Source organism: Streptococcus pseudopneumoniae, assembly GCF_001072315.1.
GTDB classification, from domain to species: Bacteria; Bacillota; Bacilli; order Lactobacillales; family Streptococcaceae; genus Streptococcus; species Streptococcus pseudopneumoniae_R.
In genome coordinates, this window is sequence record NZ_JVLI01000141.1 from 1 (window position 1) to 24,228 (window position 24,228).

At 40.3% G+C, this 24,228-nt stretch carries 39 protein-coding genes; 35 read left to right on the forward strand and 4 right to left on the reverse strand.

From position 1 onward, the window contains the following. Positions 1-99 precede the first annotated feature (99 nt). From ADH54_RS07155 to ADH54_RS07325, 35 genes are all read left to right on the forward strand, one after another. Positions 100-606, forward strand: a complete 507-nt coding sequence (locus tag ADH54_RS07155; RefSeq protein ID WP_049524601.1) for a GNAT family N-acetyltransferase — start codon at positions 100-102, stop codon at positions 604-606. Next, positions 599-1,189 (forward strand): anaerobic ribonucleoside-triphosphate reductase activating protein, encoded by a 591-nt coding sequence (nrdG, locus tag ADH54_RS07160; protein WP_049524602.1) that lies wholly within the window; start codon positions 599-601, stop codon positions 1,187-1,189. Before ADH54_RS07155 ends, nrdG begins: the two co-directional genes overlap by 8 nt. 26 nt (positions 1,190-1,215) lie before the next feature. Next, positions 1,216-1,425 carry a hypothetical protein gene (locus ADH54_RS12195; protein WP_049524603.1) on the forward strand — a complete coding sequence of 70 codons (210 nt, stop codon included), beginning with the start codon at positions 1,216-1,218 and terminating at the stop codon, positions 1,423-1,425. Between the two features lie 17 nt (positions 1,426-1,442). Then, a complete protein-coding gene (rpsJ, locus tag ADH54_RS07170; RefSeq protein ID WP_001284513.1) occupies positions 1,443-1,751 on the forward strand; it encodes a 30S ribosomal protein S10 in 309 nt (102 codons plus the stop codon). 215 nt (positions 1,752-1,966) lie between these two features. After that, the gene (rplC, locus tag ADH54_RS07175) at positions 1,967-2,593 is read left to right on the forward strand and encodes a 50S ribosomal protein L3 (protein ID WP_000160197.1); all 627 of its coding nucleotides are present in this window, start codon (positions 1,967-1,969) and stop codon (positions 2,591-2,593) included. A 24-nt stretch (positions 2,594-2,617) separates the two neighbouring features. After that, on the forward strand, positions 2,618-3,241 hold the full coding sequence (rplD, locus tag ADH54_RS07180) for a 50S ribosomal protein L4 (RefSeq protein WP_000024537.1): 624 nt from the start codon (positions 2,618-2,620) through the stop codon (positions 3,239-3,241). Beyond that, entirely contained in the window at positions 3,241-3,537 is a 297-nt protein-coding gene (locus ADH54_RS07185) for a 50S ribosomal protein L23 (protein ID WP_001055347.1), read from the forward strand. Before rplD ends, ADH54_RS07185 begins: the two co-directional genes overlap by 1 nt. A gap of 17 nt (positions 3,538-3,554) precedes the next feature. Further along, a complete protein-coding gene (rplB, locus tag ADH54_RS07190) occupies positions 3,555-4,388 on the forward strand; it encodes a 50S ribosomal protein L2 (protein ID WP_000512911.1) in 834 nt (277 codons plus the stop codon). A 103-nt stretch (positions 4,389-4,491) separates the two neighbouring features. Beyond that, positions 4,492-4,773 (forward strand): 30S ribosomal protein S19, encoded by a 282-nt coding sequence (rpsS, locus tag ADH54_RS07195; RefSeq protein ID WP_000533766.1) that lies wholly within the window; start codon positions 4,492-4,494, stop codon positions 4,771-4,773. An 11-nt stretch (positions 4,774-4,784) separates the two neighbouring features. Continuing rightward, complete coding sequence (gene rplV, locus ADH54_RS07200) at positions 4,785-5,129, forward strand: 50S ribosomal protein L22 (RefSeq protein ID WP_000818137.1); 345 nt, start codon at positions 4,785-4,787, stop codon at positions 5,127-5,129. 12 nt (positions 5,130-5,141) lie between these two features. Further along, a complete protein-coding gene (gene rpsC / locus ADH54_RS07205) occupies positions 5,142-5,795 on the forward strand; it encodes a 30S ribosomal protein S3 (protein WP_000529936.1) in 654 nt (217 codons plus the stop codon). Between the two features lie 3 nt (positions 5,796-5,798). After that, positions 5,799-6,212 carry a 50S ribosomal protein L16 gene (rplP, locus tag ADH54_RS07210; protein ID WP_000960946.1) on the forward strand — a complete coding sequence of 138 codons (414 nt, stop codon included), beginning with the start codon at positions 5,799-5,801 and terminating at the stop codon, positions 6,210-6,212. 9 nt (positions 6,213-6,221) lie between these two features. Continuing rightward, complete coding sequence (gene rpmC / locus ADH54_RS07215) at positions 6,222-6,428, forward strand: 50S ribosomal protein L29 (protein ID WP_000772918.1); 207 nt, start codon at positions 6,222-6,224, stop codon at positions 6,426-6,428. A gap of 24 nt (positions 6,429-6,452) precedes the next feature. Then, positions 6,453-6,713, forward strand: coding sequence for a 30S ribosomal protein S17 (rpsQ, locus tag ADH54_RS07220; RefSeq protein WP_000440801.1), 261 nt, complete (start codon positions 6,453-6,455; stop codon positions 6,711-6,713). 25 nt (positions 6,714-6,738) lie between these two features. Continuing rightward, positions 6,739-7,107: a 50S ribosomal protein L14 gene (gene rplN, locus ADH54_RS07225; protein ID WP_000616545.1), complete on the forward strand. Its 369-nt coding sequence runs from the start codon at positions 6,739-6,741 to the stop codon at positions 7,105-7,107. Between the two features lie 78 nt (positions 7,108-7,185). Continuing rightward, the gene (rplX, locus tag ADH54_RS07230) at positions 7,186-7,491 is read left to right on the forward strand and encodes a 50S ribosomal protein L24 (protein WP_000497691.1); all 306 of its coding nucleotides are present in this window, start codon (positions 7,186-7,188) and stop codon (positions 7,489-7,491) included. Positions 7,492-7,514: 23 nt separating this feature from the next. Continuing rightward, on the forward strand, positions 7,515-8,057 hold the full coding sequence (rplE, locus tag ADH54_RS07235; protein ID WP_000013542.1) for a 50S ribosomal protein L5: 543 nt from the start codon (positions 7,515-7,517) through the stop codon (positions 8,055-8,057). Between the two features lie 17 nt (positions 8,058-8,074). Then, the gene (locus ADH54_RS07240) at positions 8,075-8,260 is read left to right on the forward strand and encodes a type Z 30S ribosomal protein S14 (RefSeq protein WP_001085697.1); all 186 of its coding nucleotides are present in this window, start codon (positions 8,075-8,077) and stop codon (positions 8,258-8,260) included. 284 nt (positions 8,261-8,544) lie between these two features. Continuing rightward, positions 8,545-8,943 carry a 30S ribosomal protein S8 gene (gene rpsH / locus ADH54_RS07245; protein ID WP_000245504.1) on the forward strand — a complete coding sequence of 133 codons (399 nt, stop codon included), beginning with the start codon at positions 8,545-8,547 and terminating at the stop codon, positions 8,941-8,943. A 188-nt stretch (positions 8,944-9,131) separates the two neighbouring features. Continuing rightward, positions 9,132-9,668 carry a 50S ribosomal protein L6 gene (gene rplF / locus ADH54_RS07250; RefSeq protein ID WP_000086635.1) on the forward strand — a complete coding sequence of 179 codons (537 nt, stop codon included), beginning with the start codon at positions 9,132-9,134 and terminating at the stop codon, positions 9,666-9,668. A gap of 83 nt (positions 9,669-9,751) precedes the next feature. Next, positions 9,752-10,108 carry a 50S ribosomal protein L18 gene (gene rplR / locus ADH54_RS07255; protein WP_000624044.1) on the forward strand — a complete coding sequence of 119 codons (357 nt, stop codon included), beginning with the start codon at positions 9,752-9,754 and terminating at the stop codon, positions 10,106-10,108. A gap of 17 nt (positions 10,109-10,125) precedes the next feature. Further along, a complete protein-coding gene (rpsE, locus tag ADH54_RS07260; RefSeq protein ID WP_000874202.1) occupies positions 10,126-10,620 on the forward strand; it encodes a 30S ribosomal protein S5 in 495 nt (164 codons plus the stop codon). A gap of 13 nt (positions 10,621-10,633) precedes the next feature. Further along, positions 10,634-10,816, forward strand: a complete 183-nt coding sequence (gene rpmD, locus ADH54_RS07265) for a 50S ribosomal protein L30 (protein ID WP_000057241.1) — start codon at positions 10,634-10,636, stop codon at positions 10,814-10,816. Between the two features lie 144 nt (positions 10,817-10,960). Beyond that, positions 10,961-11,401: a 50S ribosomal protein L15 gene (gene rplO, locus ADH54_RS07270; RefSeq protein ID WP_000766087.1), complete on the forward strand. Its 441-nt coding sequence runs from the start codon at positions 10,961-10,963 to the stop codon at positions 11,399-11,401. A 12-nt stretch (positions 11,402-11,413) separates the two neighbouring features. Next, positions 11,414-12,724, forward strand: a complete 1,311-nt coding sequence (secY, locus tag ADH54_RS07275; RefSeq protein ID WP_049524604.1) for a preprotein translocase subunit SecY — start codon at positions 11,414-11,416, stop codon at positions 12,722-12,724. A gap of 265 nt (positions 12,725-12,989) precedes the next feature. Then, on the forward strand, positions 12,990-13,628 hold the full coding sequence (locus tag ADH54_RS07280) for an adenylate kinase (protein WP_001050445.1): 639 nt from the start codon (positions 12,990-12,992) through the stop codon (positions 13,626-13,628). Positions 13,629-13,744: 116 nt separating this feature from the next. Further along, on the forward strand, positions 13,745-13,963 hold the full coding sequence (gene infA, locus ADH54_RS07285) for a translation initiation factor IF-1 (RefSeq protein ID WP_001029883.1): 219 nt from the start codon (positions 13,745-13,747) through the stop codon (positions 13,961-13,963). 24 nt (positions 13,964-13,987) lie between these two features. Beyond that, positions 13,988-14,104 (forward strand): 50S ribosomal protein L36, encoded by a 117-nt coding sequence (rpmJ, locus tag ADH54_RS07290; RefSeq protein WP_001808836.1) that lies wholly within the window; start codon positions 13,988-13,990, stop codon positions 14,102-14,104. Between the two features lie 17 nt (positions 14,105-14,121). Then, positions 14,122-14,487 (forward strand): 30S ribosomal protein S13, encoded by a 366-nt coding sequence (gene rpsM, locus ADH54_RS07295; protein ID WP_000090781.1) that lies wholly within the window; start codon positions 14,122-14,124, stop codon positions 14,485-14,487. 17 nt (positions 14,488-14,504) lie between these two features. Beyond that, complete coding sequence (gene rpsK, locus ADH54_RS07300; RefSeq protein WP_001118385.1) at positions 14,505-14,888, forward strand: 30S ribosomal protein S11; 384 nt, start codon at positions 14,505-14,507, stop codon at positions 14,886-14,888. 42 nt (positions 14,889-14,930) lie between these two features. Next, positions 14,931-15,866: a DNA-directed RNA polymerase subunit alpha gene (locus tag ADH54_RS07305; RefSeq protein WP_000568987.1), complete on the forward strand. Its 936-nt coding sequence runs from the start codon at positions 14,931-14,933 to the stop codon at positions 15,864-15,866. An 11-nt stretch (positions 15,867-15,877) separates the two neighbouring features. Next, entirely contained in the window at positions 15,878-16,264 is a 387-nt protein-coding gene (gene rplQ, locus ADH54_RS07310; protein ID WP_000331493.1) for a 50S ribosomal protein L17, read from the forward strand. 264 nt (positions 16,265-16,528) lie between these two features. After that, entirely contained in the window at positions 16,529-16,795 is a 267-nt protein-coding gene (locus ADH54_RS07315; protein ID WP_000644126.1) for an ACT domain-containing protein, read from the forward strand. Positions 16,796-16,804: 9 nt separating this feature from the next. Then, positions 16,805-18,142 (forward strand): PFL family protein, encoded by a 1,338-nt coding sequence (locus ADH54_RS07320; RefSeq protein ID WP_049524605.1) that lies wholly within the window; start codon positions 16,805-16,807, stop codon positions 18,140-18,142. Between the two features lie 244 nt (positions 18,143-18,386). After that, positions 18,387-19,079 carry a histidine phosphatase family protein gene (locus tag ADH54_RS07325; protein ID WP_049524606.1) on the forward strand — a complete coding sequence of 231 codons (693 nt, stop codon included), beginning with the start codon at positions 18,387-18,389 and terminating at the stop codon, positions 19,077-19,079. Positions 19,080-19,182: 103 nt separating this feature from the next. On the opposite strand, the gene ADH54_RS07330 is transcribed toward ADH54_RS07325, so the two are convergent. The 4 genes from ADH54_RS07330 to ADH54_RS07345 all read right to left on the reverse strand — a co-directional run bounded on the left by ADH54_RS07330 (position 19,183) and on the right by ADH54_RS07345 (position 24,183). Next, the gene (locus tag ADH54_RS07330; protein WP_049524607.1) at positions 19,183-20,841 is read right to left on the reverse strand and encodes an ABC transporter permease; all 1,659 of its coding nucleotides are present in this window, start codon (positions 20,839-20,841) and stop codon (positions 19,183-19,185) included. Beyond that, positions 20,831-21,922 (reverse strand): ABC transporter ATP-binding protein, encoded by a 1,092-nt coding sequence (locus ADH54_RS07335; protein WP_049524608.1) that lies wholly within the window; start codon positions 21,920-21,922, stop codon positions 20,831-20,833. Before ADH54_RS07335 ends, ADH54_RS07330 begins: the two co-directional genes overlap by 11 nt. 12 nt (positions 21,923-21,934) lie before the next feature. Beyond that, a complete protein-coding gene (locus tag ADH54_RS07340) occupies positions 21,935-22,981 on the reverse strand; it encodes an ABC transporter substrate-binding protein (protein ID WP_023946787.1) in 1,047 nt (348 codons plus the stop codon). A gap of 161 nt (positions 22,982-23,142) precedes the next feature. Beyond that, the gene (locus ADH54_RS07345; RefSeq protein WP_049524609.1) at positions 23,143-24,183 is read right to left on the reverse strand and encodes an ABC transporter substrate-binding protein; all 1,041 of its coding nucleotides are present in this window, start codon (positions 24,181-24,183) and stop codon (positions 23,143-23,145) included. Positions 24,184-24,228 lie beyond the last annotated feature (45 nt).

A 24,228-nucleotide genomic window follows, 5' to 3' on the forward strand; every position in this document is an offset into this window, starting at 1 on the left:
GCTGTACTTGAGTACGGTAAGGCGACGCTGACGTGGTTTGAATTTGATTTTCGAAGAGTATGAGAGTCAGCTCTCACTTTTCTCTAGTGGGAGGTAAGGATGGAACTACGAAGACCAAGATTAGCAGATAAAGAAACAGTTTTAGAGATGATGGCAGAGTTTGAAAAAAGCCAATCAGCCCATGATGGAGGATTTTGGGATACAGAGAACTTTGTGTATGAAGAGTGGTTGGAAACAAATATGCAAAAAGAGATGGGAATAAACTTGCCTGAAAATCGTGTTCCTTCTATTCAATTTGTATCATTTGATGATGTAGGTCGTGCTCTAGGATTTTTGAATCTGCGATTGAAACTGAATGAGGGTTTACTGAATTATGCTGGCCACATTGGCTACTCCATTCGTCCATCAGAAAGAGGCAAGGGTTATGCTAAGGAAACTCTCCGTCAGGGCTTGCAAGTTGCTAAGGAAAAGAACATCAAGAAAGCTCTGGTGACCTGTAGCGTGAATAATCCTGCTAGCAGAGCAGTCATTTTAGCAAATGGTGGGCTCCTTGAGGATGTTCGTAACGGAGTCGAGCGTTATTGGATAGAGGTAGCGAATGAATAATCCAAAACCACAAGAATGGAAAAGTGAGGAACTCAGTCAAGGGCGTATCATAGACTACAAAGCCTTTAACTTTGTAGATGGAGAAGGTGTGCGTAACTCTCTCTATGTATCAGGTTGTATGTTTCACTGCGAGGGATGTTATAATGTTGCGACTTGGTCTTTTAATGCTGGCATTCCCTATACAGCAGAATTAGAAGAACAGATCATGGCAGACCTTGCCCAGCCCTATGTTCAAGGATTGACCTTGCTAGGAGGGGAGCCCTTCCTCAATACGGGCATTCTCTTACCTCTCGTTAAACGCATTCGAAAGGAATTGCCAGACAAGGACATCTGGTCATGGACGGGCTATACATGGGAAGAAATGATGTTGGAGACACAAGATAAACTGGAACTCTTATCACTGATTGACATCCTTGTCGATGGACGGTATGATCGAACTAAGAGAAATCTTATGCTTCAGTTTCGAGGTTCGTCCAATCAACGAATCATCGATGTGCAAAAATCGCTCCAAAGTGGGCAAGTAGTCATTTGGGACAAGCTTAATGACGGAAAAGAAAGCTATGAACAGGTGAAGAGAGAGTAACTTTCTTCCATAGAATATTTAAATAAATGACCTATCAAAAAAGAAAACATTTTCATGTTAAAAATTTAAAAAAACAGCAACAAATCCCTTGCAATCGCAGGGGCTTTGTGTTATTCTATTATGGTGCTGTAAATTACAGCCTTAGCTTTGATGCAAGAGGTTGCGACACGCTCGGTTGCATTGCCACGCAACACCGCGTCGGTTTTCTTGTGGAGCTAGCCTATTATCTTAAATAGACGAAAAGGAGAAAAAGATGGCAAACAAAAAAATCCGTATCCGTTTGAAAGCATACGAACACCGTACGCTTGACACAGCGGCTGCAAAAATCGTAGAATCAGCTACTCGTACAGGTGCACAAGTTGCGGGTCCAATCCCACTTCCAACTGAACGTAGCCTCTACACAATCATTCGTGCGACTCACAAATATAAAGATTCTCGCGAACAATTTGAAATGCGTACACACAAACGCTTGATCGATATCGTTAACCCAACTCAAAAAACAGTTGATGCTTTGATGAAATTGGATCTTCCAAGTGGTGTAAACGTAGAAATCAAACTTTAATCTAAAATATAAAAGAGCAGAGGCTGGTGTTTCAATATAATTGAACACGGGCTAAACTCGGTGTGAAAAAGATAAACTTCCTAGTGTCTGCTAGACACTGCGTCAGTTTCCTATTTTCACTTTGAGTTTGACGCCCTTTGTATCTTAGACTTGAGCATAAAAAACGCTCGTTAAAAACTTTTTGAATAAAAATATAGAAAAGGAACTATTTTCTCATGACAAAAGGAATCTTAGGGAAAAAAGTGGGAATGACTCAAATCTTCACTGAAGCTGGCGAATTGATCCCTGTAACAGTTATTGAAGCAACTCCAAACGTTGTTCTTCAAGTTAAAACTGTTGAAACAGACGGATACAACGCTATCCAAGTTGGTTTCGATGACAAACGCGAAGTATTGAGCAACAAACCTGCTAAAGGACATGTAGCGAAAGCTAACACGGCTCCTAAGCGCTTCATTCGTGAATTCAAAAACGTTGAAGGCTTGGAAGTTGGTGCTGAAATCACAGTTGAAACATTCGCAGCTGGAGACGTTGTTGACGTAACTGGTACTTCTAAAGGTAAAGGTTTCCAAGGTGTTATCAAACGCCACGGACAATCACGTGGACCAATGGCTCACGGTTCTCGTTACCACCGTCGTCCAGGTTCTATGGGACCTGTCGCACCTAACCGCGTATTCAAAGGTAAAAACCTTGCAGGACGTATGGGTGGCGACCGCGTAACAATTCAAAACCTTGAAGTTGTACAAGTTGTTCCAGAAAAGAACGTTATCCTTATCAAAGGTAACGTACCAGGTGCTAAGAAATCTCTTATCACTATCAAATCAGCAGTTAAAGCTGGTAAATAATAAAGAAAGGGGAAATCAGTCACAATGGCAAACGTAACATTATTTGACCAAACTGGTAAAGAAGCTGGCCAAGTTGTTCTTAACGATGCAGTATTTGGTATCGAACCAAATGAATCAGTTGTGTTTGATGTAATCATCAGCCAACGCGCAAGCCTTCGTCAAGGAACACACGCTGTTAAAAACCGCTCTGCAGTATCAGGTGGTGGACGCAAACCATGGCGTCAAAAAGGAACTGGACGTGCTCGTCAAGGTTCTATCCGCTCACCACAATGGCGTGGTGGTGGTGTTGTCTTCGGACCAACTCCACGTTCATATGGCTACAAACTTCCACAAAAAGTTCGTCGCCTAGCTCTTAAATCAGTTTACTCTGAAAAAGTTGCTGAAAACAAATTCGTAGCTGTAGACGCTCTTTCATTTACAGCTCCAAAAACTGCTGAATTTGCAAAAGTTCTTGCAGCATTGAGCATCGATTCTAAAGTTCTTGTTATCCTTGAAGAAGGAAATGAATTCGCAGCTCTTTCAGCTCGTAACCTTCCAAACGTGAAAGTTGCAACTGCTACAACTGCAAGTGTTCTTGACATCGCAAATAGCGACAAACTTCTTGTCACACAAGCAGCTATCTCTAAAATCGAGGAGGTTCTTGCATAATGAATTTGTATGATGTTATCAAAAAACCTGTCATCACTGAAAGCTCAATGGCTCAACTTGAAGCAGGCAAATATGTATTTGAAGTTGACACTCGTGCACACAAACTTTTGATCAAGCAAGCTGTTGAAGCTGCTTTCGAAGGTGTTAAAGTTGCTAATGTTAACACAATCAACGTAAAACCAAAAGCTAAACGTGTTGGACGTTACACTGGTTTTACTAACAAAACTAAAAAAGCTATCATCACACTTACAGCTGATTCTAAAGCAATCGAGTTGTTTGCTGCTGAAGCTGAATAATCTAAGGAGGAAATATCGTGGGAATTCGTGTTTATAAACCAACAACAAACGGTCGCCGTAATATGACTTCTTTGGATTTCGCTGAAATCACAACAAGCACTCCTGAAAAATCATTGCTTGTTGCATTGAAGAGCAAGGCTGGTCGTAACAACAACGGTCGTATCACAGTTCGTCACCAAGGTGGTGGACACAAACGTTTCTACCGTTTGGTTGACTTCAAACGTAACAAAGACAACGTTGAAGCAGTTGTTAAAACAATCGAGTACGATCCAAACCGTTCTGCAAACATCGCTCTTGTACACTACACTGACGGTGTGAAAGCATACATCATCGCTCCAAAAGGTCTTGAAGTAGGTCAACGTATCGTTTCAGGTCCAGAAGCAGATATCAAAGTCGGAAACGCTCTTCCACTTGCTAACATCCCAGTTGGTACTTTGATCCACAACATCGAGTTGAAACCAGGTCGTGGTGGTGAATTGGTACGTGCTGCTGGTGCATCTGCTCAAGTATTGGGTTCTGAAGGTAAATATGTTCTTGTTCGTCTTCAATCAGGTGAAGTTCGTATGATTCTTGGAACTTGTCGTGCTACAGTTGGTGTTGTCGGAAACGAACAACATGGACTTGTAAACCTTGGTAAAGCAGGACGTAGCCGTTGGAAAGGTATCCGCCCAACAGTTCGTGGTTCTGTAATGAACCCTAACGATCACCCACACGGTGGTGGTGAAGGTAAAGCACCAGTTGGTCGTAAAGCACCATCTACTCCATGGGGCAAACCTGCTCTTGGTCTTAAAACTCGTAACAAGAAAGCGAAATCTGACAAACTTATCGTTCGTCGTCGCAACGAGAAATAGTATTAAACTAGTCGCTTAAGCAACTAGTAAATCCGCCAGCTCGGTAGTGCTCCATGTGAGCGCAAGCCGCTGTGGTACAACATTTAAAGGAGAAAATATAAAAATGGGACGCAGTCTTAAAAAAGGACCTTTCGTCGATGAGCATTTGATGAAAAAAGTTGAAGCTCAAGCTAACGACGAAAAGAAAAAAGTTATTAAAACTTGGTCACGTCGTTCAACGATCTTCCCAAGTTTCATTGGTTACACTATCGCAGTTTATGACGGACGTAAACACGTACCTGTTTACATCCAAGAAGACATGGTAGGTCACAAACTTGGTGAATTTGCACCAACTCGTACTTACAAAGGTCACGCTGCAGACGACAAGAAAACACGTAGAAAATAAGGAGAACATAAATGGCAGAAATTACTTCAGCTAAAGCAATGGCTCGTACAGTACGTGTTTCACCTCGTAAATCACGTCTTGTTCTTGATAACATCCGTGGTAAAAGCGTAGCCGATGCAATCGCAATTTTGACATTCACTCCAAACAAAGCTGCTGAAATCATCTTGAAAGTTTTGAACTCAGCTGTAGCTAACGCTGAAAACAACTTTGGTTTGGATAAAGCTAACTTGGTAGTATCTGAAGCATTCGCAAACGAAGGACCAACTATGAAACGTTTCCGTCCACGTGCGAAAGGTTCAGCTTCACCAATCAACAAACGTACAGCTCACATCACTGTAGCTGTTGCAGAAAAATAAGGAGGTAAAATCGTGGGTCAAAAAGTACATCCAATTGGTATGCGTGTCGGCATCATCCGTGATTGGGATGCCAAATGGTATGCTGAAAAAGAATACGCGGATTACCTTCATGAAGATCTTGCAATCCGTAAATTCGTTCAAAAAGAACTTGCTGACGCAGCAGTTTCAACTATCGAAATCGAACGCGCAGTAAACAAAGTTAACGTTTCACTTCACACTGCTAAACCAGGTATGGTTATCGGTAAAGGTGGTGCTAACGTTGATGCACTCCGTGCAAAACTTAACAAATTGACTGGAAAACAAGTACACATCAACATCATCGAAATCAAACAACCTGATTTGGATGCTCACCTTGTAGGTGAAGGAATTGCTCGTCAATTGGAGCAACGTGTTGCTTTCCGTCGTGCACAAAAACAAGCAATCCAACGTGCAATGCGTGCTGGAGCTAAAGGAATCAAAACTCAAGTATCAGGTCGTTTGAACGGTGCAGACATCGCCCGTGCTGAAGGATACTCTGAAGGAACTGTTCCACTTCACACACTTCGTGCAGATATCGATTACGCTTGGGAAGAAGCAGATACTACATACGGTAAACTTGGTGTTAAAGTATGGATCTACCGTGGTGAAGTTCTTCCAGCTCGCAAAAACACTAAAGGAGGTAAATAACCAATGTTAGTACCTAAACGTGTTAAACACCGTCGTGAATTCCGTGGAAAAATGCGCGGTGAAGCAAAAGGTGGAAAAGAAGTAGCATTCGGTGAATACGGTCTTCAAGCTACAACTAGCCACTGGATCACTAACCGCCAAATCGAAGCTGCTCGTATCGCCATGACTCGTTACATGAAACGTGGTGGTAAAGTTTGGATTAAAATCTTCCCACACAAATCATACACTGCTAAAGCTATCGGTGTGCGTATGGGATCTGGTAAAGGGGCACCTGAAGGTTGGGTAGCACCAGTTAAACGTGGTAAAGTGATGTTCGAAATCGCTGGTGTATCTGAAGAGATTGCACGCGAAGCGCTTCGTCTTGCTAGCCACAAATTGCCAGTTAAATGTAAATTCGTAAAACGTGAAGCAGAATAAGGAGAAGGCATGAAACTTAATGAAGTAAAAGAATTTGTTAAAGAACTTCGTGGTCTTTCTCAAGAAGAACTCGCGAAGCGCGAAAACGAATTGAAAAAAGAATTGTTTGAACTTCGTTTCCAAGCTGCTACTGGTCAATTGGAACAAACAGCTCGCTTGAAAGAAGTTAAAAAACAAATCGCTCGTATCAAAACAGTTCAATCTGAAGCGAAATAATAGACTAGGGAAGGAGAAATTTCAATGGAACGCAATAATCGTAAAGTTCTTGTTGGACGTGTTGTATCTGACAAAATGGACAAGACAATCACAGTTGTAGTTGAAACAAAACGTAACCACCCAGTCTATGGTAAACGTATTAACTACTCTAAAAAATACAAAGCTCATGATGAAAACAATGTTGCCAAAGAAGGCGATATCGTACGTATCATGGAAACTCGTCCGCTTTCAGCTACAAAACGTTTCCGTCTTGTAGAAGTTGTTGAAGAAGCGGTCATCATCTAATCAAACCTGAAAGGAGAAAACTGAAATGATTCAAACAGAAACTCGTTTGAAAGTCGCAGACAACAGCGGTGCTCGCGAAATCTTGACTATCAAAGTTCTTGGTGGTTCAGGACGTAAATTTGCAAACATCGGTGATGTTATCGTGGCATCTGTAAAACAAGCTACTCCTGGTGGTGCGGTTAAAAAAGGTGACGTTGTTAAAGCAGTTATCGTTCGTACTAAATCAGGTGCTCGTCGTGCTGATGGTTCATACATCAAATTTGACGAAAACGCAGCAGTTATCATCCGTGAAGACAAAACTCCTCGCGGAACACGTATCTTTGGCCCAGTTGCACGTGAATTGCGTGAAGGTGGCTTCATGAAGATCGTGTCACTTGCTCCAGAAGTACTTTAATTTTTAGAAACAAACTAGTCCCCTGGATTTACCTCCAGGGTGCCCTTATGGGCGTAAGAAAAATCAAGGAGAAACCTAATGTTTGTAAAAAAAGGCGACAAAGTTCGCGTAATCGCTGGTAAAGATAAGGGAACAGAAGCTGTTGTCCTTACTGCCCTTCCAAAAGTAAACAAAGTTATCGTTGAAGGTGTTAACATCGTTAAGAAACACCAACGTCCAACTAACGAGCTTCCTCAAGGTGGTATCATCGAGAAAGAAGCAGCTATCCACGTATCAAACGTTCAAGTTTTGGACAAAAATGGTGTAGCTGGTCGTGTTGGTTACAAATTTGTAGACGGTAAAAAAGTTCGCTACAACAAAAAATCAGGCGAAGTGCTTGATTAATCACGAAGGAAAGGAGAAGTATAATGGCAAATCGTTTAAAAGAAAAATATCTTAATGAAGTAGTTCCTGCTTTGACAGAACAATTCAACTACTCATCAGTGATGGCTGTGCCTAAAGTAGATAAGATCGTTTTGAACATGGGTGTTGGTGAAGCTGTATCAAACGCTAAAAGCCTTGAAAAAGCTGCTGAAGAATTGGCACTTATCTCAGGTCAAAAACCACTTATCACTAAAGCTAAAAAATCAATCGCCGGCTTCCGTCTTCGTGAAGGTGTTGCGATCGGTGCAAAAGTTACCCTTCGTGGTGAACGTATGTACGAATTCTTGGATAAATTGGTTTCAGTTTCACTTCCACGTGTACGTGACTTCCACGGTGTTCCAACAAAATCATTTGACGGACGCGGAAACTACACACTTGGTGTGAAAGAACAATTGATCTTCCCAGAAATCAACTTCGATGACGTTGACAAAACTCGTGGTCTTGACATCGTTATCGTAACAACTGCTAACACTGACGAAGAGTCACGTGCATTGCTTACAGGCCTTGGAATGCCTTTTGCAAAATAATATAGGAGGTAAATCTAATGGCTAAAAAATCAATGATTGCTAAGAACAAACGTCCAGCGAAGTTCTCTACTCAAGCTTATACTCGTTGTGAAAAATGTGGTCGTCCACATTCAGTTTACCGCAAATTTAAACTTTGCCGTGTTTGCTTCCGTGAATTAGCTTATAAAGGACAAATTCCTGGTGTAACAAAAGCATCTTGGTAATTTAAGATATCAAGGGCGTCAAAACTCCAAGTGAAAATAGGAAACTTGACGAAGAAACTAAAGTTTCTAGGAAAGTTTATCTTTTTCACACAGAGTTTAGCCCGGGTTCAGTTGGGCTTGCCAATTTGAACACGAGCTACAGCTTTGGCAAAAAAGACCAATTTTCTTTGGAGCATTGCTCCTGCATCAAATTGCCTATTTTTGCTCTTGCTGTTACGCTCTTTGTATCATGTGTTAACTAGCAAGTGCAACTTGCAAACTACTAGTAAGAGGAGAAAAACAAAATGGTTATGACTGACCCAATCGCAGACTTCCTAACTCGTATTCGTAACGCTAACCAAGCGAAACACGAAGTACTTGAAGTACCTGCATCAAACATCAAAAAAGGGATTGCTGAAATCCTTAAACGCGAAGGTTTTGTAAAAAACGTTGAAATCATCGAAGATGACAAACAAGGCATCATCCGTGTATTCCTTAAATACGGACCAAACGGTGAAAAAGTTATCACTAACTTGAAACGTGTTTCTAAACCAGGACTTCGTGTCTACAAAAAACGTGAAGACCTTCCAAAAGTTCTTAACGGACTTGGAATTGCTATCCTTTCAACTTCTGAAGGTTTGCTTACTGATAAAGAAGCACGCCAAAAGAATGTTGGTGGGGAAGTTATCGCTTACGTTTGGTAATATTTAGCTCCCAATTTCTTTGTGACTCTTCGTTATCGTCTCTTGCCTAACCCAAAGTTATGCCTGCGAGACGATGCCTAGATTCACTTTGAAATTGAAACCTAAATGTTCCTTTAAATCGAGGAATCGATTTAACCCCGTGAAAACTGGCCGTTCTGGCCTGACAATTTAACAGGAGAATTAAAAACATGTCACGTATTGGTAATAAAGTTATCGTGTTGCCTGCTGGTGTTGAACTCACTAACAATGACAACCTTGTAACTGTAAAAGGACCTAAAGGAGAACTTACTCGTGAGTTCTCAAAAGATATTGAAATCCGTGTGGAAGGTACTGAAGTAACTCTTCACCGTCCAAACGATTCAAAAGAAATGAAAACTATCCACGGAACTACTCGTGCCCTTTTGAACAACATGGTTGTTGGTGTATCAGAAGGATTCAAGAAAGAACTTGAAATGCGCGGGGTTGGTTACCGTGCACAACTTCAAGGATCTAAACTTGTTTTGGCTGTTGGTAAATCTCATCCAGACGAAGTTGAAGCTCCAGAAGGAATTACTTTTGAACTTCCAAACCCAACAACAATCGTTGTTAGCGGAATTTCAAAAGAAGTAGTTGGTCAAACAGCTGCTTACGTACGTAGCCTTCGTTCACCAGAACCATATAAAGGTAAAGGTATCCGTTACGTTGGTGAATTTGTTCGCCGTAAAGAAGGTAAAACAGGTAAATAATGTTGAGTGGTTGATTTTCAACCACCAACCTATTTTCCAACTTTGTGCATAGCACACGATTTAAAACTAAAGAGGTGAAAACTGTGATTTCAAAACCAGATAAAAACAAACTCCGCCAAAAACGCCACCGTCGCGTTCGCGGAAAACTCTCTGGAACTGCTGATCGCCCACGTTTGAACGTATTCCGTTCTAATACAGGCATCTACGCTCAAGTGATTGATGACGTAGCGGGTGTAACGCTCGCAAGTGCTTCAACTCTTGATAAAGAAGTTTCAAAAGGAACTAAAACTGAACAAGCCGTTGCTGTCGGTAAACTCGTTGCAGAACGTGCAAACGCTAAAGGTATTTCAGAAGTGGTGTTCGACCGCGGTGGATATCTATATCACGGACGTGTGAAAGCTTTGGCTGATGCAGCTCGTGAAAACGGATTGAAATTCTAATAGGAGGACACTAGAAAATGGCATTTAAAGACAATGCAGTTGAATTAGAAGAACGCGTAGTTGCTGTCAACCGTGTTACAAAAGTTGTTAAAGGTGGACGTCGTCTTCGTTTCGCAGCTCTTGTTGTTGTTGGTGACCACAACGGTCGCGTAGGATTTGGTACTGGTAAAGCTCAAGAAGTTCCAGAAGCAATCCGTAAAGCAGTAGATGATGCTAAGAAAAACTTGATCGAAGTTCCTATGGTTGGAACAACAATCCCACACGAAGTTCTTTCAGAATTCGGTGGAGCTAAAGTATTGTTGAAACCTGCTGTAGAAGGTTCTGGAGTTGCCGCTGGTGGTGCAGTTCGTGCCGTTGTGGAATTGGCAGGTGTGGCAGATATTACATCTAAATCACTTGGTTCTAACACTCCAATCAACATTGTTCGTGCAACTGTTGAAGGTTTGAAACAATTGAAACGCGCTGAAGAAGTTGCTGCCCTTCGTGGTATTTCAGTTTCTGATTTGGCATAAGAAAGGGGATAAAATGGCTCAAATTAAAATTACTTTGACTAAGTCTCCAATCGGACGCATTCCATCACAACGTAAAACTGTTGTAGCACTTGGACTTGGCAAATTGAACAGCTCTGTTATTAAAGAAGACAACGCTGCTATCCGTGGTATGATCACTGCAGTATCTCACTTGGTAACAGTTGAAGAAGTAAACTAATGAATTTTTAGGGGATGTGCAGTATACCATCCCCTAAAACTAGATATAGTCATCTATGATGACGTCGTATAGGCGAGTTGATGGGGGAGACAACCTTTTCTCCCTTATCGGCGCTAGCATTTTACAAAAGAGGAGAAAATAAAAATGAAACTTCATGAATTGAAACCTGCAGAAGGTTCTCGTAAAGTACGTAATCGCGTTGGTCGTGGTACTTCATCAGGTAACGGTAAAACATCTGGTCGTGGTCAAAAAGGTCAAAAAGCTCGTAGCGGTGGCGGAGTTCGCCTTGGTTTTGAAGGTGGACAAACTCCATTGTTCCGTCGTCTTCCAAAACGTGGATTCACTAACATCAACGCTAAAGAATACGCAATTGTGAACCTTGACCAATTGAACGTCTTTGAAGATGGTGCTGAAGTTACTCCAGTTGTTCTTATCGAAGCAGGAATTGTTAAAGCTGAAAAATCAGGTATTAAAATTCTTGGTAACGGTGAGTTGACTAAGAAATTGACTGTGAAAGCAGCTAAATTCTCTAAATCAGCTGAAGAAGCTATCACTGCTAAAGGTGGTTCAGTAGAAGTCATCTAAGAGAGGTGACCTATGTTTTTTAAATTATTAAGAGAAGCTCTTAAAGTCAAGCAGGTTCGATCAAAAATTTTGTTTACAATTTTTATCGTTTTGGTCTTTCGTATCGGAACTAGTATTACAGTTCCTGGTGTGAATGCCAATAGCTTGAATGCTTTAAGTGGATTATCCTTCTTAAACATGTTGAGCTTGGTGTCGGGGAATGCCCTAAAAAACTTTTCGATTTTTGCCCTAGGAGTTAGTCCCTATATCACTGCTTCTATCGTTGTCCAACTCTTGCAAATGGATATTTTACCCAAGTTTGTAGAGTGGGGAAAACAAGGGGAAGTAGGTCGAAGAAAATTGAACCAAGCTACTCGTTATATTGCTCTAGTTCTCGCTTTTGTGCAATCTATCGGGATTACAGCTGGTTTTAATACCTTGGCTGGAGCTCAATTGATTAAAACTGCTTTAACTCCACAAGTTTTTCTGACGATTGGTATCATCTTAACAGCTGGTAGTATGATTGTCACTTGGTTGGGTGAGCAAATTACAGATAAGGGATACGGAAATGGTGTTTCTATGATTATCTTTGCCGGGATTGTTGCCTCAATTCCAGAGATGATTCAGGGCATCTATGTGGACTACTTTGTGAACGTCCCAAGTAGCCGTATCACTTCATCTATCATTTTCGTAATCATTTTGATTATTACTGTATTGTTGATCATTTATTTTACAACTTATGTTCAACAAGCAGAATACAAAATTCCAATCCAATATACTAAGGTTGCACAAGGTGCTCCATCTAGCTCTTACCTTCCTTTGAAGGTAAACCCTGCTGGAGTTATCCCTGTTATCTTTGCAAGTTCGATTACTGCAGCGCCTGCGGCTATTCTTCAGTTTTTAAGCGCTACAGGTCATGATTGGGCTTGGGTAAGAACAGCACAAGAAATGCTGGCAACAACTTCACCAACTGGTATTGCTATGTATGCTTTATTGATTATTCTCTTTACATTCTTCTATACGTTTGTACAGATTAATCCTGAAAAAGCGGCAGAGAATCTACAAAAGAGCGGTGCCTATATCCACGGAGTTCGTCCTGGTAAAGGTACAGAAGAATATATGTCTAAACTTCTTCGTCGTCTTGCAACGGTTGGTTCTCTCTTCCTTGGTGTGATTTCTATTTTACCGATTGTAGCAAAAGATGTTTTCGGACTTTCAGAAGCAGTTGCTTTTGGAGGAACTAGTCTTTTGATCATTATCTCTACAGGTATTGAAGGAATCAAACAATTGGAAGGTTACCTATTGAAACGTAAGTATGTTGGTTTCATGGATAGAACAGAATAAAAGTATTTACTGATACTCTTCGAAAATCAAATTCAAACCACGTCAGCTTTATCTGCAACCTCAAAGCAGTGTTTTGAGCAACCTGCGGCTAGCTTCCTAGTTTGTTCTTTGATTTTCATTGAGTATGAATCAGTAAATACTGAGGGAGTGGAGGTTTAAACTCTGACATTTGTGAGAGTTTGGTCTCCCCTCTTCTATTTTGTTTTTAAATAGGGGTGAAAAGGCTTTTTGCTTCTATTTAAAAATAAAATAAGGAGATCAAATCATGAATCTTTTGATTATGGGCTTACCTGGTGCAGGTAAGGGAACTCAAGCAGCAAAAATCGTAGAACAATTCCATGTTGCACATATCTCAACAGGTGATATGTTCCGCGCTGCTATGGCAAATCAAACTGAAATGGGTGTTCTTGCTAAGTCATACATTGACAAGGGTGAATTGGTTCCTGACGAAGTTACAAATGGAATCGTAAAAGAACGTCTTTCACAAGATGATATTAAAGAAACAGGATTCTTGTTGGATGGTTACCCACGTACAATCGAACAAGCTTATGCCTTGGACAAAACATTGGCTGAGCTTGGTATTGAACTAGAAGGTGTCATCAACATTGAAGTGAATCCAGATAGCCTCTTGGAACGTTTGAGTGGTCGTATCATCCACCGCGTAACTGGAGAAACTTTCCACAAGGTCTTTAACCCACCAGTTGACTATAAAGAAGAAGATTACTACCAACGTGAAGATGATAAGCCTGAGACAGTAAAACGTCGTTTGGATGTGAATATTGCTCAAGGAGAACCAATCATTGCTCACTACCGTGCCAAAGGTTTGGTTCATGACATCGAAGGTAATCAAGATATCAATGATGTCTTCTCAGATATCGAAAAAGTATTGACAAATTTGAAATAAAGCGTTTTTCACACTTGCAAAAATCCGCTACAAATGTTATACTGAGATAGTCTGACTTATAATTGTTGTCTCTGTGTCTAGAGGCATCGAATCGAAATTTATGGAGGTGCTTTTGCGTGGCAAAAGACGATGTGATTGAAGTTGAAGGCAAAGTAGTTGATACAATGCCGAATGCAATGTTTACGGTTGAACTTGAAAATGGACATCAGATTTTAGCAACAGTTTCTGGTAAAATTCGTAAAAACTATATTCGTATTTTAGCGGGAGATCGTGTTACTGTCGAAATGAGTCCATATGACTTGACACGTGGACGTATCACTTACCGCTTTAAATAATCGAAAAACTTGGAGGGATAAGAAATGAAAGTAAGACCATCGGTCAAACCAATTTGCGAATACTGTAAAGTTATTCGTCGTAATGGTCGTGTTATGGTAATTTGCCCAGCAAATCCAAAACACAAACAACGTCAAGGATAAGATAGAAAGGAGAAAACATGGCTCGTATTGCTGGAGTTGACATTCCAAATGACAAACGCGTAGTAATCTCATTGACTTATGTTTATGGTATCGGACTTGCAACATCTAAGAAAATTTTGGCTGCTGCTGGAATCTCAGAAGATGTTCGTGTACGTGATCTTACATCAGATCAAGAAGATGCTATCCGTCGTGAAGTGGATGCAATCAAAGTTGAAGGTGACCTTCGTCGTGAAGTAAACTTGAACATCAAACGTTTGATGGAAATCGGTTCATACCGTGGTATCCGTCACCGTCGTGGACTTCCTGTCCGTGGACAAAACACTAAAAACAACGCTCGCACTCGTAAAGGTAAAGCTGTTGCGATTGCTGGTAAGAAAAAATAATATAGGAGGTAAAAGTCTTGGCTAAACCAACACGTAAACGTCGTGTGAAAAAGAATATCGAATCTGGTATTGCTCATATTCACGCTACATTTAATAACACTATTGTTATGATTACTGATGTGCATGGTAATGCAATTGCTTGGTCATCAGCTGGTGCTCTTGGTTTCAAAGGTTCTCGTAAATCTACACCATTCGCTGCTCAAATGGCTTCTGAAGCTGCTGCTAAATCTGCACAAGAACACGGTCTTAAATCAGTTGAAGTTACTGTAAAAGGTCCAGGTTCTGGTCGTGAGTCAGCTATTCGTGCGCTTGCTGCCGCTGGTCTTGAAGTAACAGCAATTCGTGATGTGACTCCAGTGCCACACAATGGTGCTCGTCCTCCAAAACGTCGCCGTGTATAATCATCGCATTACACTGCTTTTCGTTTAAGAGGGAGTAACTAAATGATCGAGTTTGAAAAACCAAATATAACAAAAATTGATGAAAATAAAGATTATGGCAAGTTTGTAATCGAACCACTTGAACGTGGCTACGGTACAACTCTTGGTAACTCTCTTCGTCGTGTACTTCTAGCTTCTCTACCAGGAGCAGCTGTGACATCTATCAATATTGATGGTGTGTTACATGAGTTTGACACAGTTCCAGGTGTTCGTGAAGACGTGATGCAAATCATTCTGAACATTAAAGGAATTGCAGTGAAATCGTACGTTGAAGACGAAAAAATCATCGAACTGGATGTTGAAGGTCCTGCTGAAGTAACAGCTGGTGACATTTTGACAGATAGCGATATTGAAATTGTAAATCCAGATCATTATCTCTTTACAATCGGTGAAGGTTCTTCTCTAAAAGCGACTATGACTGTTAACAGTGGTCGTGGATATGTACCTGCAGATGAAAATAAAAAGGATAATGCACCAGTTGGAACACTTGCTGTAGATTCTATTTATACACCAGTTACAAAAGTCAACTATCAAGTTGAACCTGCTCGTGTAGGTAGCAATGATGGTTTTGACAAATTAACCCTTGAAATCTTGACAAATGGAACAATTATTCCAGAAGATGCTTTAGGGCTTTCAGCACGTATTTTGACAGAACATCTTGATTTGTTTACAAATCTTACTGAGATTGCTAAGTCAACTGAAGTGATGAAAGAAGCTGATACTGAATCTGACGACCGTATTTTGGATCGTACGATTGAAGAACTGGACTTGTCTGTGCGTTCATACAACTGTTTGAAACGTGCCGGTATCAATACTGTGCATGACTTGACAGAAAAATCTGAAGCAGAGATGATGAAAGTACGAAATCTTGGACGCAAGAGTTTGGAAGAAGTGAAATTCAAACTTATTGATTTGGGTCTTGGATTAAAAGATAAATAAAGGAGGAATAAATGGCTTACCGTAAACTAGGACGCACTAGCTCACAACGTAAAGCAATGCTTCGCGATTTGACAACTGACCTTTTGATTAACGAATCAATCGTGACAACTGAAGCTCGTGCTAAAGAAATCCGTAAAACTGTTGAAAAAATGATTACTCTAGGTAAACGTGGTGATTTGCATGCACGTCGTCAAGCAGCTGCTTTCGTACGTAATGAAATCGCATCTGAAAACTATGATGAAGCAACTGACAAGTACACTTCTACTACAGCACTTCAAAAATTGTTCTCAGAAATCGCACCTCGTTATGCTGAACGTAACGGTGGATACACTCGTATCCTTAAAACTGAACCACGTCGTGGTGATGCAGCGCCAATGGCGATCATCGAATTAGTATAAAATCATCAATTTTGTTGAGTGTTATGATGATGGAGTCTTGTGCTCTTAGTCTAGCTCTGGTCTACCGCTAGGATTTCGATCCTAGCGGGAACACTCATCATAAGTTGGGATAGTAGACGCTTGTTTACGAAATTGTTTTTTGCTTAAGAACAACTTCGTAAGCAGGCGTTTTTGAGTATTTTCGTTAGAATTATGCTATACTATTTAAGACGAAATCTGTTTAATGTTCAGGTTTCCTATTTTAAGAAGAATTGGAGTTTGCTTATGAAAGCGATTATAACTGTTGTTGGTAAAGATAAATCTGGTATTGTTGCAGGTGTTTCTGGTAAAATTGCAGAATTGGGTTTGAACATTGATGATATCTCTCAAACTGTCTTGGATGAATATTTCACGATGATGGCTGTCGTCTCTAGCGATGAAAAGCAAGATTTTACGTATCTTCGTAATGAATTTGAAACTTTTGGTCAAACTTTGAATGTGAAAATTAATATTCAGAGTGCAGCGATTTTCGAAGCTATGTATAATATCTAGGAGGTGCACATGGATATTAGACAAGTTACTGAAACCATCGCCATGATTGAGGAGCAAAACTTCGATATTAGAACCATTACCATGGGGATTTCCCTTTTGGACTGTATTGATCCGGATATCAATCGTGCTGCGGAGAAAATTTATCAAAAGATTACGAGCAAGGCAGCTAATTTAGTGACTGTTGGTGACGAAATTGCAGCTGAGTTGGGAATTCCTATCGTTAATAAGCGTGTATCGGTGACTCCTATTTCTCTGATTGGAGCAGCGACAGATGCGACAGACTATGTGGTTCTGGCAAAAGCGCTTGATAAGGCTGCGAAAGAAATTGGTGTGGACTTTATTGGTGGTTTCTCTGCCTTGGTACAAAAAGGGTATCAAAAGGGAGATGAGATTCTCATCAATTCTATTCCTCGTGCTTTGGCTGAAACGGATAAGGTTTGCTCGTCAGTTAATATTGGCTCAACCAAGTCTGGTATTAATATGACGGCTGTGGCAGATATGGGACGAGTTATTAAGGAAACGGCTAATCTATCAGATATGGGAGCGGCCAAGTTGGTTGTATTCGCTAATGCTGTTGAGGACAATCCATTTATGGCGGGTGCCTTTCATGGTGTTGGGGAGGCAGATGTTATCATCAATGTCGGAGTTTCTGGTCCTGGTGTTGTGAAACGTGCCTTGGAAAAAGTTCGTGGACAGAGCTTTGATGTAGTAGCCGAAACAGTTAAGAAAACTGCCTTTAAAATCACTCGTATCGGTCAATTGGTTGGTCAGATGGCTAGTGAAAGACTGGGTGTGGAGTTTGGTATTGTGGACTTGAGTTTGGCGCCAACTCCTGCGGTTGGAGATTCTGTAGCACGTGTCCTAGAAGAAATGGGACTAGAGACAGTTGGTACGCATGGAACGACGGCTGCCTTGGCTCTCTTGAACGACCAAGTTAAGAAGGGCGGAGTTATGGCCTGCAACCAAGTTGGTGGTTTGTCTGGTGCCTTTATCCCTGTTTCAGAGGATGAAGGAATGATTGCTGCAGTGCAAAATGGCTCTCTTAATTTGGAAAAACTAGAAGCTATGACGGCTATCTGTTCTGTTGGTTTGGATATGATTGCCATTCCAGAGGATACACCAGCTGAAACCATTGCGGCCATGATTGCAGATGAGGCTGCAATTGGTGTCATTAATATGAAAACAACAGCTGTCCGTATCATTCCCAAAGGAAAAGAAGGTGACATGATTGAGTTTGGTGGTCTTCTTGGTACAGCTCCAGTTATGAAGGTCAATGGGGCTTCGTCTGTTGATTTCATCTCTCGTGGAGGACAAATCCCAGCACCAATTCATAGTTTTAAAAATTAAGAAAATAGGAGAAATTTTAAGTTCTATTTAAGGTTGGATGTGTATACTATAATCATTAAATAAAGACCTCCTAATATTATTTGAAGCAGATAACACTGATTTAGTTTGAATTTGATTTTCATCTAATATCTTTATTTAATAGAACTCCTAAACTTTTTCATAATAATCTCCTGCAAAAGTCGCCTGTATGGGTGGCTTTTGTTTTATCATCCATGATATAATAGAAGCAAACGGAGGACGGAAAATGGTAAAAGTACGATTGTATTTGGTACGTCATGGCAAGACCATGTTTAACACGATTGGTCGCGCGCAAGGTTGGAGCGATACTCCTTTAACAACTGAAGGTGAACGAGGGATTCAAGAATTAGGAATCGGTTTGCGAGAATCTGGTCTACAGTTTGATCGCGCTTATTCGAGTGATTCTGGTCGTACCATTCAGACAATGGGAATCATCCTTGATGAACTTGGCTTGCAGGGAAAAATCCCTTATCGCATGGACAAGCGTATCAGAGAATGGTGTTTTGGTAGCTTTGACGGAGCTTATGATGGTGATCTTTTCATGGGCATTATTCCTCGTATCTTTAATGTGGACCACGTTCATCAATTGTCTTATGCTGAACTGGCTGAGGGTTTGGTAGAGGTCGATACAGCTGGTTGGGCTGAAGGCTGGGAAAAACTCAGTGGTCGAATCAAGGAAGGCTTTGAAGCGATTGCCAAAGAAATGGAAGAGCAGGGTGGGGGCAATGCCCTAGTCGTGAGCCACGGAATGACCATTGGAACCATTGTGTATCTGATTAATGGCATGCATCCGCATGGTCTCGATAATGGTAGCGTGACGATACTTGAATATGAGGATGGCCAGTTTAGCGTTGAGGTTGTCGGCGACCGTAGTTACCGTGAACTAGGACGTGAGAAGATGGGAAAAGACTCTATTTAATCAGTCTAGACTTGCTTGCCATGAGCTAGGGATTTGATAAGAATATCAAGATAAGAAAAAACAGCCGAGGGTAATCCTTTCGGCTGTTTTTGATGGGGGAAAACTAAAGTGTAATGCTATTGCTTTTAGAGATTTTCATAAACAAGAGCAAGGAACCTACTGTTAGAACAGTCAGGATAGTTGACAAGGCTGCCGCTACACCGTAATTCCCTCTGAGAACCTCTGTATAAATGGCTACAGTCATTGTTCTTGTTTTGACATTGTAGAGGAGGATAGAAGTAGAGAGTTCTGAAATCATTGTTACCCAAGATAGGATGGCTCCAGAAATAATACCAGATAGCATCATTGGAGTTGTAATCTTGGCAAAGGTATTGAGACGGCTACTTCCTAAGCTTTCAGCAGCTTCTTCAATACTTGGTGCTATTTGTTGCAAGCTAGCAACAGATGAGCGAATAGTATAAGGCAATCTTCTGACAGATAGGGACATAATCAAAATGAAAGCTGTCCCTGTAATCATAAGAAATCCACTTCCAAATAGACCAGTATTGAAGGAAGAAATGAAGGCAATCCCTAGAACGGTTCCTGGTACAATATAAGGTACCATACTGAGGCTGTCAATTAAGTTTGTAAACAAATTCCGTTTTCTAACGGCTAGGTAGGAGATAAATGTTGAGAATAGGACAACCAGAACTAAGGCAATCAAAGGGATACGAATAGTATTGAAGATAGCAGATCCCATACGATTGAAAGCTACCTTGTAACTGTTTAGAGAGTAGCCTTTGACAAATACCATACCTGATGTTTTTAGGAAAGAAGTATAAATCAAGTAGACTTGAGGTAGAACAGAGAACAAGATAATCCCGTAGACTGTTGCATAAATGGCAGCCATTTTTCCTTTTGTAGTTTTTTTAGGCTCAATTGGATGGAGCGAATTCATGCTGAAACTGTAGCGATTCGAAATGTATTTTTGGATAAGGAAGATTGCCAAGGCAATGATAATCGCCATAATTGCTAAAGCAGATGCAAAAGCAGAATTTCCTCCAACCTCGCTAATGAATTGGGTATAAATCAAGACCGGGAAAGTCCGATATCCTTCACCAATTAACATAGGTGTTCCAAAGTCTGAGAATGCTCTCATAAATACAAGCAGGGCAGCAGCTAGTAAGGTTGGAACTAGAAGAGGTAAAACAACCGTTACGATACGCTTAAATCCGAAGGACCCCATGCTTTCAGCGGCTTCAAGTAGAGAATTGTCAATACTTTTCATTGTCCCAGCAACGTATAGAAATACCAGTGGGAATAGTTGCAGTGTAAAGACAAGTACAATTCCTTTGAATCCATAAATATCAATAGCTGGAAGATGAAAGGTATTTGTCAGGAATTTAGTGATGACCCCATTTCGTCCCAGCAAGAGAATCCAGGAGTAGGCTCCCACGAAAGGAGCTGACATGGAAGCAATGATAATCAATATTTGTAGAAATTTCTTTCCCTTGAAGTCATACATAGAGAAGAGATAAGCTAATAGGGTTCCTACAACTAAGGAAGTGACAGTAGCGGTAATGGAAACCTTGAAACTGTTGACGAGTGTCTCAGAATAGTAGGCTTTACTAAAGAAAGTGACAAAATTAGCTAGTGAGAATTGTCCTTCATGTATGAGTGCTTGCTTGAGCACGGTAACGATAGGATAAACGAGAAAGACAAGATAGGTAAGAAAGATGAAGAAAGAGGAGGCTGTCCAAATATTTAGTTTTTTACGTTCCATGGTTGACTCCTTTTATCAGGTTTTGGGAACCATCTGCAGAAAAGACGTTTAATTTTTGAGTATTGATTCGTAGACGAATACGATCGCCTTTTTGTAGATCTTCTTCAAAAGTAGATTCTTCGCTAACTTGAATTTTTGAGGCAAATCCTGTTTCGATGAAGTATTCAGTATTCAGTCCAAGATAGACGCTATCGCTAATAATTCCTTCAATATCTCCAGATTCATCTTTAATGAATTCTTCAGGACGAATACTTACATGAATAGCTTGTGCTTCAGCCTGATCAAGGGCTGGCATTCGAAGGGCATAGCCATCTGAAAAGACGATATAAGCGCCGTCGCTCCGTTTTTCAAGAGTGGCAGGGATAATATTTGTGCGTCCGATAAAGGTTGCTACAAACTCATTAGCTGGTTTATGATAGAGTTCTTTTGGTCGGCCGATTTGTTGGATTACTCCGTCTTTCATAACAGCAATTTGGTCTGAAATAGCCATTGCTTCTTCTTGGTCGTGGGTTACATAAACGGTTGTAATTCCCACTTCGTGTTGGATTTCTCGAATGGCTTGACGCATATCCAAGCGAAGTTTGGCATCTAGGTTACTAAGTGGCTCGTCCATGAGGAGAACACTTGGATTAACAGCTAAGGCGCGTGCCAAGGCGACACGTTGTTGTTGTCCACCACTGAGTTTATCGGGCTTCCGATCCGCATATTGAGCAATTTGCATAAGTTCAAGATACTTGTTGGTCTGTTGGATCAATTCTTCTTTTGGAACTTTCTTTTGCTTGAGACCAAAAGCAACATTGTCTCGAACAGTCAAATGTGGGAAAATAGCGTAGTTTTGAAAAACCATCCCGATATTTCGTTTGCTGGGTTCCATATTATTGATTTTTGTATCATCGAAGTAAAATTCTCCGCCTTCGATACTGTTGAAACCTGCAATCATACGAAGAAGGGTCGTTTTCCCACACCCTGAAGGCCCAAGAAGGGTAAAGAGACTTCCTTTTGGAATTGTAATGTTCAAATTCTCAATAACAGGGGCATCGTGGTAGATTTTTTTGGCGTTAATAATTTTGATCTCACTCATAGTGAACCTCTTTTACTGTTTAGATTGGATATCTGTAAAGACTTCATTGTATTTCTTAACAATATCTGATTTATTTTTGATGACATAATCATAATCTTCAGTGAGTGTTTTGATTTTGTCAATTGGTTTCATGTTTTCGCTTGTTTTAGCATTTTTACGAACAGGACGGTTAGTAGTGGTTGTACCAAGTGTATCTTGTACTTCTTGAGAGATAATAAAATCGATAAATTTCTTGGCATTTTCCATATTTTTCGCTTTTTTAACGATAGCAGCACTAGCAGGTAGGAAGACGGTTCCTTCTTTTGGATAGACTACCTTGATATTAGCTCCGTCATTTAAGAGTTTAACTGCTGGATCTTCATAAGAGAGACCAACAGCCATTTCTCCGTCAGCGACTGCTTTATAGACACCAGATGAGCTTGAACCGATTTTACCATCAATAAGTGTGAAGAGATCTTTTACATAAGACCAAGCTTTATCGTCTTTGTAACCACCTTGAGCTTGTAGCATATTTGTTAATTGAGCAAAGGCGCTAGAAGAGTTTGCTGGGTCAGCAGTTGCGATTTTTCCTTTTAGTTCAGGTTTGAGAAGGTCGCTATATCCTTCGATGTTCATGCCTTTCGTTAAATCAGGATTGACGATTAAAACACTACCATCTAGTGTATAAGGTGTAGAGTAGCCAGTTGTGTTTTGATATTCTTTGATAACATTATCATTTTCTTTTGAAGTATAGTTTTCAAAGAGTTCTCCGTGGGTAGCATATTGTGTATAAGAACCACCAAAGATGACATCGGCTACAGGAGCTTCTTTTTCTGACTCTAGTTTTTTGAAAAGTTCTCCAGTACCAGCTTGAATCAGTTCTACTTTGATACCATATTTTTCTTCAAAGGCAGGAATAGTTGCTCCGATTAAGCCCTCTGAGTTTGGTGAATAAACGACTAGCGAACCGCCGTCTCCTTTATCAGATGAATCGCCATCGGCAGATTCATTAGAAGAACAAGCAGCAAGACCAAAAAGAGCTAGTCCGCAAGCAGCATAATACATCCATTTCTTTTTCATGATGGATACCTCCGTTGTGTTATTTAAGTTTATTTTAAAACAATGTAAGCGTTTTTAAAACCGATAATTCTATTCTATTAGAGTAAAATTCTCTACAAAACGGAAGTAATTTTTTTGATTTTATAGCAGGGTTTGACAGTTAATCATTGGAAAGTCAAATTTTATTTTTTAGATTGGATATCTGTAAAAATATCATTGTACTTTTTAAGAATAGTAGATTTATTTTTAATGACATAATCGGAATCTTCAGTGGCAATATTGATTTCTGTCATAGCTTTCATATTTTTATTGGTTTTAGCATTTTTACGAATGGGTCTGATTGTAGTTTCAGTTCCTAGCTTATCTTGGATTTCTTGAGAAAGGAGGAAATCGATAAATTTCTTAGCATTGTCCATGTGTTTGGCGTTTTTGACGATAGCTGCGTTACCAGGTAAAAAGACGGTTCCTTCTTTTGGATAAATGACTTTTACATCAACTCCGTCGTTTAAGAGTTTTAAGGCAGGGTCTTCATAGGTGAGTCCTACAGCCATTTCTCCATCGGCGACAGCTTTGTAAACATTTGAAGAGCTAGATGCAATTTTTCCATCTATTAGGGTAAATAGATTTTTCACATAAGTCCAAGCTTGTTCATTTTCGTATCCACCTTGGTCTATAAGCATGTTTGTTAATTGAGCAAAGGCGCTAGATGTGTTACTTGGATCAGCAGTAGCAATTTTTCCTTTTAATTTAGGATTGAGTAGATCATTGTAACCTTCAATTTTTATATCTTTTGTAAGGGCTGAATTGGCAATGATAACACTGACATCCAGTGTATAAGGTGTGTAGAATCCTGTTTTATTTTGATATTCAGGGATTATCTGGTCGTTTTCTTGAGAAATATAAGGTTCAAAAAGATTTTCGTTAGAAGAGAAGAGGGCGTAGGAGCCTCCGAAAATGACATCAGCTACAGGGGATTCTTTTTCGGCCTCAGCTTTTTTGAACAATTCACCAGTGCTGGCTTGTACTAAATCAACCTTAATACCATATTTTTCTTCGAAGGCTGGGATTGTTTCTTCGATAAGATCTTCAGGGTTAGGCGAGTAGACAACCAAAGTGCTATCTGAATCTTTTTCAGTGCTAGTTTCCGCTTCTATAGTTGAAGAACATCCTGATAAAGAAAGGAATATCCAGCTACAAGAGAGAAAGAATAGTATTTTTTTCATAAGTATCTCCTTTTTTACGAACATTTTCTCTACCTAGATTGTTAA

Coding starts and splice junctions, on each gene's coding strand:
- ADH54_RS07155 (WP_049524601.1), top strand. CDS start 100: ATGGAACTACGAAGACCAAGATTAGCAGATAAAGAAACAGTTTTAGAG.
- nrdG (WP_049524602.1), top strand. CDS start 599: ATGAATAATCCAAAACCACAAGAATGGAAAAGTGAGGAACTCAGTCAA.
- ADH54_RS12195 (WP_049524603.1), top strand. CDS start 1,216: ATGACCTATCAAAAAAGAAAACATTTTCATGTTAAAAATTTAAAAAAA.
- rpsJ (WP_001284513.1), top strand. CDS start 1,443: ATGGCAAACAAAAAAATCCGTATCCGTTTGAAAGCATACGAACACCGT.
- rplC (WP_000160197.1), top strand. CDS start 1,967: ATGACAAAAGGAATCTTAGGGAAAAAAGTGGGAATGACTCAAATCTTC.
- rplD (WP_000024537.1), top strand. CDS start 2,618: ATGGCAAACGTAACATTATTTGACCAAACTGGTAAAGAAGCTGGCCAA.
- ADH54_RS07185 (WP_001055347.1), top strand. CDS start 3,241: ATGAATTTGTATGATGTTATCAAAAAACCTGTCATCACTGAAAGCTCA.
- rpsS (WP_000533766.1), top strand. CDS start 4,492: ATGGGACGCAGTCTTAAAAAAGGACCTTTCGTCGATGAGCATTTGATG.
- rplV (WP_000818137.1), top strand. CDS start 4,785: ATGGCAGAAATTACTTCAGCTAAAGCAATGGCTCGTACAGTACGTGTT.
- rplP (WP_000960946.1), top strand. CDS start 5,799: ATGTTAGTACCTAAACGTGTTAAACACCGTCGTGAATTCCGTGGAAAA.
- rpmC (WP_000772918.1), top strand. CDS start 6,222: ATGAAACTTAATGAAGTAAAAGAATTTGTTAAAGAACTTCGTGGTCTT.
- rpsQ (WP_000440801.1), top strand. CDS start 6,453: ATGGAACGCAATAATCGTAAAGTTCTTGTTGGACGTGTTGTATCTGAC.
- rplN (WP_000616545.1), top strand. CDS start 6,739: ATGATTCAAACAGAAACTCGTTTGAAAGTCGCAGACAACAGCGGTGCT.
- rplX (WP_000497691.1), top strand. CDS start 7,186: ATGTTTGTAAAAAAAGGCGACAAAGTTCGCGTAATCGCTGGTAAAGAT.
- rplE (WP_000013542.1), top strand. CDS start 7,515: ATGGCAAATCGTTTAAAAGAAAAATATCTTAATGAAGTAGTTCCTGCT.
- ADH54_RS07240 (WP_001085697.1), top strand. CDS start 8,075: ATGGCTAAAAAATCAATGATTGCTAAGAACAAACGTCCAGCGAAGTTC.
- rpsH (WP_000245504.1), top strand. CDS start 8,545: ATGGTTATGACTGACCCAATCGCAGACTTCCTAACTCGTATTCGTAAC.
- rplF (WP_000086635.1), top strand. CDS start 9,132: ATGTCACGTATTGGTAATAAAGTTATCGTGTTGCCTGCTGGTGTTGAA.
- rpsE (WP_000874202.1), top strand. CDS start 10,126: ATGGCATTTAAAGACAATGCAGTTGAATTAGAAGAACGCGTAGTTGCT.
- rpmD (WP_000057241.1), top strand. CDS start 10,634: ATGGCTCAAATTAAAATTACTTTGACTAAGTCTCCAATCGGACGCATT.
- rplO (WP_000766087.1), top strand. CDS start 10,961: ATGAAACTTCATGAATTGAAACCTGCAGAAGGTTCTCGTAAAGTACGT.
- secY (WP_049524604.1), top strand. CDS start 11,414: ATGTTTTTTAAATTATTAAGAGAAGCTCTTAAAGTCAAGCAGGTTCGA.
- ADH54_RS07280 (WP_001050445.1), top strand. CDS start 12,990: ATGAATCTTTTGATTATGGGCTTACCTGGTGCAGGTAAGGGAACTCAA.
- rpmJ (WP_001808836.1), top strand. CDS start 13,988: ATGAAAGTAAGACCATCGGTCAAACCAATTTGCGAATACTGTAAAGTT.
- rpsM (WP_000090781.1), top strand. CDS start 14,122: ATGGCTCGTATTGCTGGAGTTGACATTCCAAATGACAAACGCGTAGTA.
- ADH54_RS07305 (WP_000568987.1), top strand. CDS start 14,931: ATGATCGAGTTTGAAAAACCAAATATAACAAAAATTGATGAAAATAAA.
- rplQ (WP_000331493.1), top strand. CDS start 15,878: ATGGCTTACCGTAAACTAGGACGCACTAGCTCACAACGTAAAGCAATG.
- ADH54_RS07315 (WP_000644126.1), top strand. CDS start 16,529: ATGAAAGCGATTATAACTGTTGTTGGTAAAGATAAATCTGGTATTGTT.
- ADH54_RS07320 (WP_049524605.1), top strand. CDS start 16,805: ATGGATATTAGACAAGTTACTGAAACCATCGCCATGATTGAGGAGCAA.
- ADH54_RS07325 (WP_049524606.1), top strand. CDS start 18,387: ATGGTAAAAGTACGATTGTATTTGGTACGTCATGGCAAGACCATGTTT.
- ADH54_RS07330 (WP_049524607.1), bottom strand. CDS start 20,841: ATGGAACGTAAAAAACTAAATATTTGGACAGCCTCCTCTTTCTTCATC.
- ADH54_RS07335 (WP_049524608.1), bottom strand. CDS start 21,922: ATGAGTGAGATCAAAATTATTAACGCCAAAAAAATCTACCACGATGCC.
- ADH54_RS07340 (WP_023946787.1), bottom strand. CDS start 22,981: ATGAAAAAGAAATGGATGTATTATGCTGCTTGCGGACTAGCTCTTTTT.
- ADH54_RS07345 (WP_049524609.1), bottom strand. CDS start 24,183: ATGAAAAAAATACTATTCTTTCTCTCTTGTAGCTGGATATTCCTTTCT.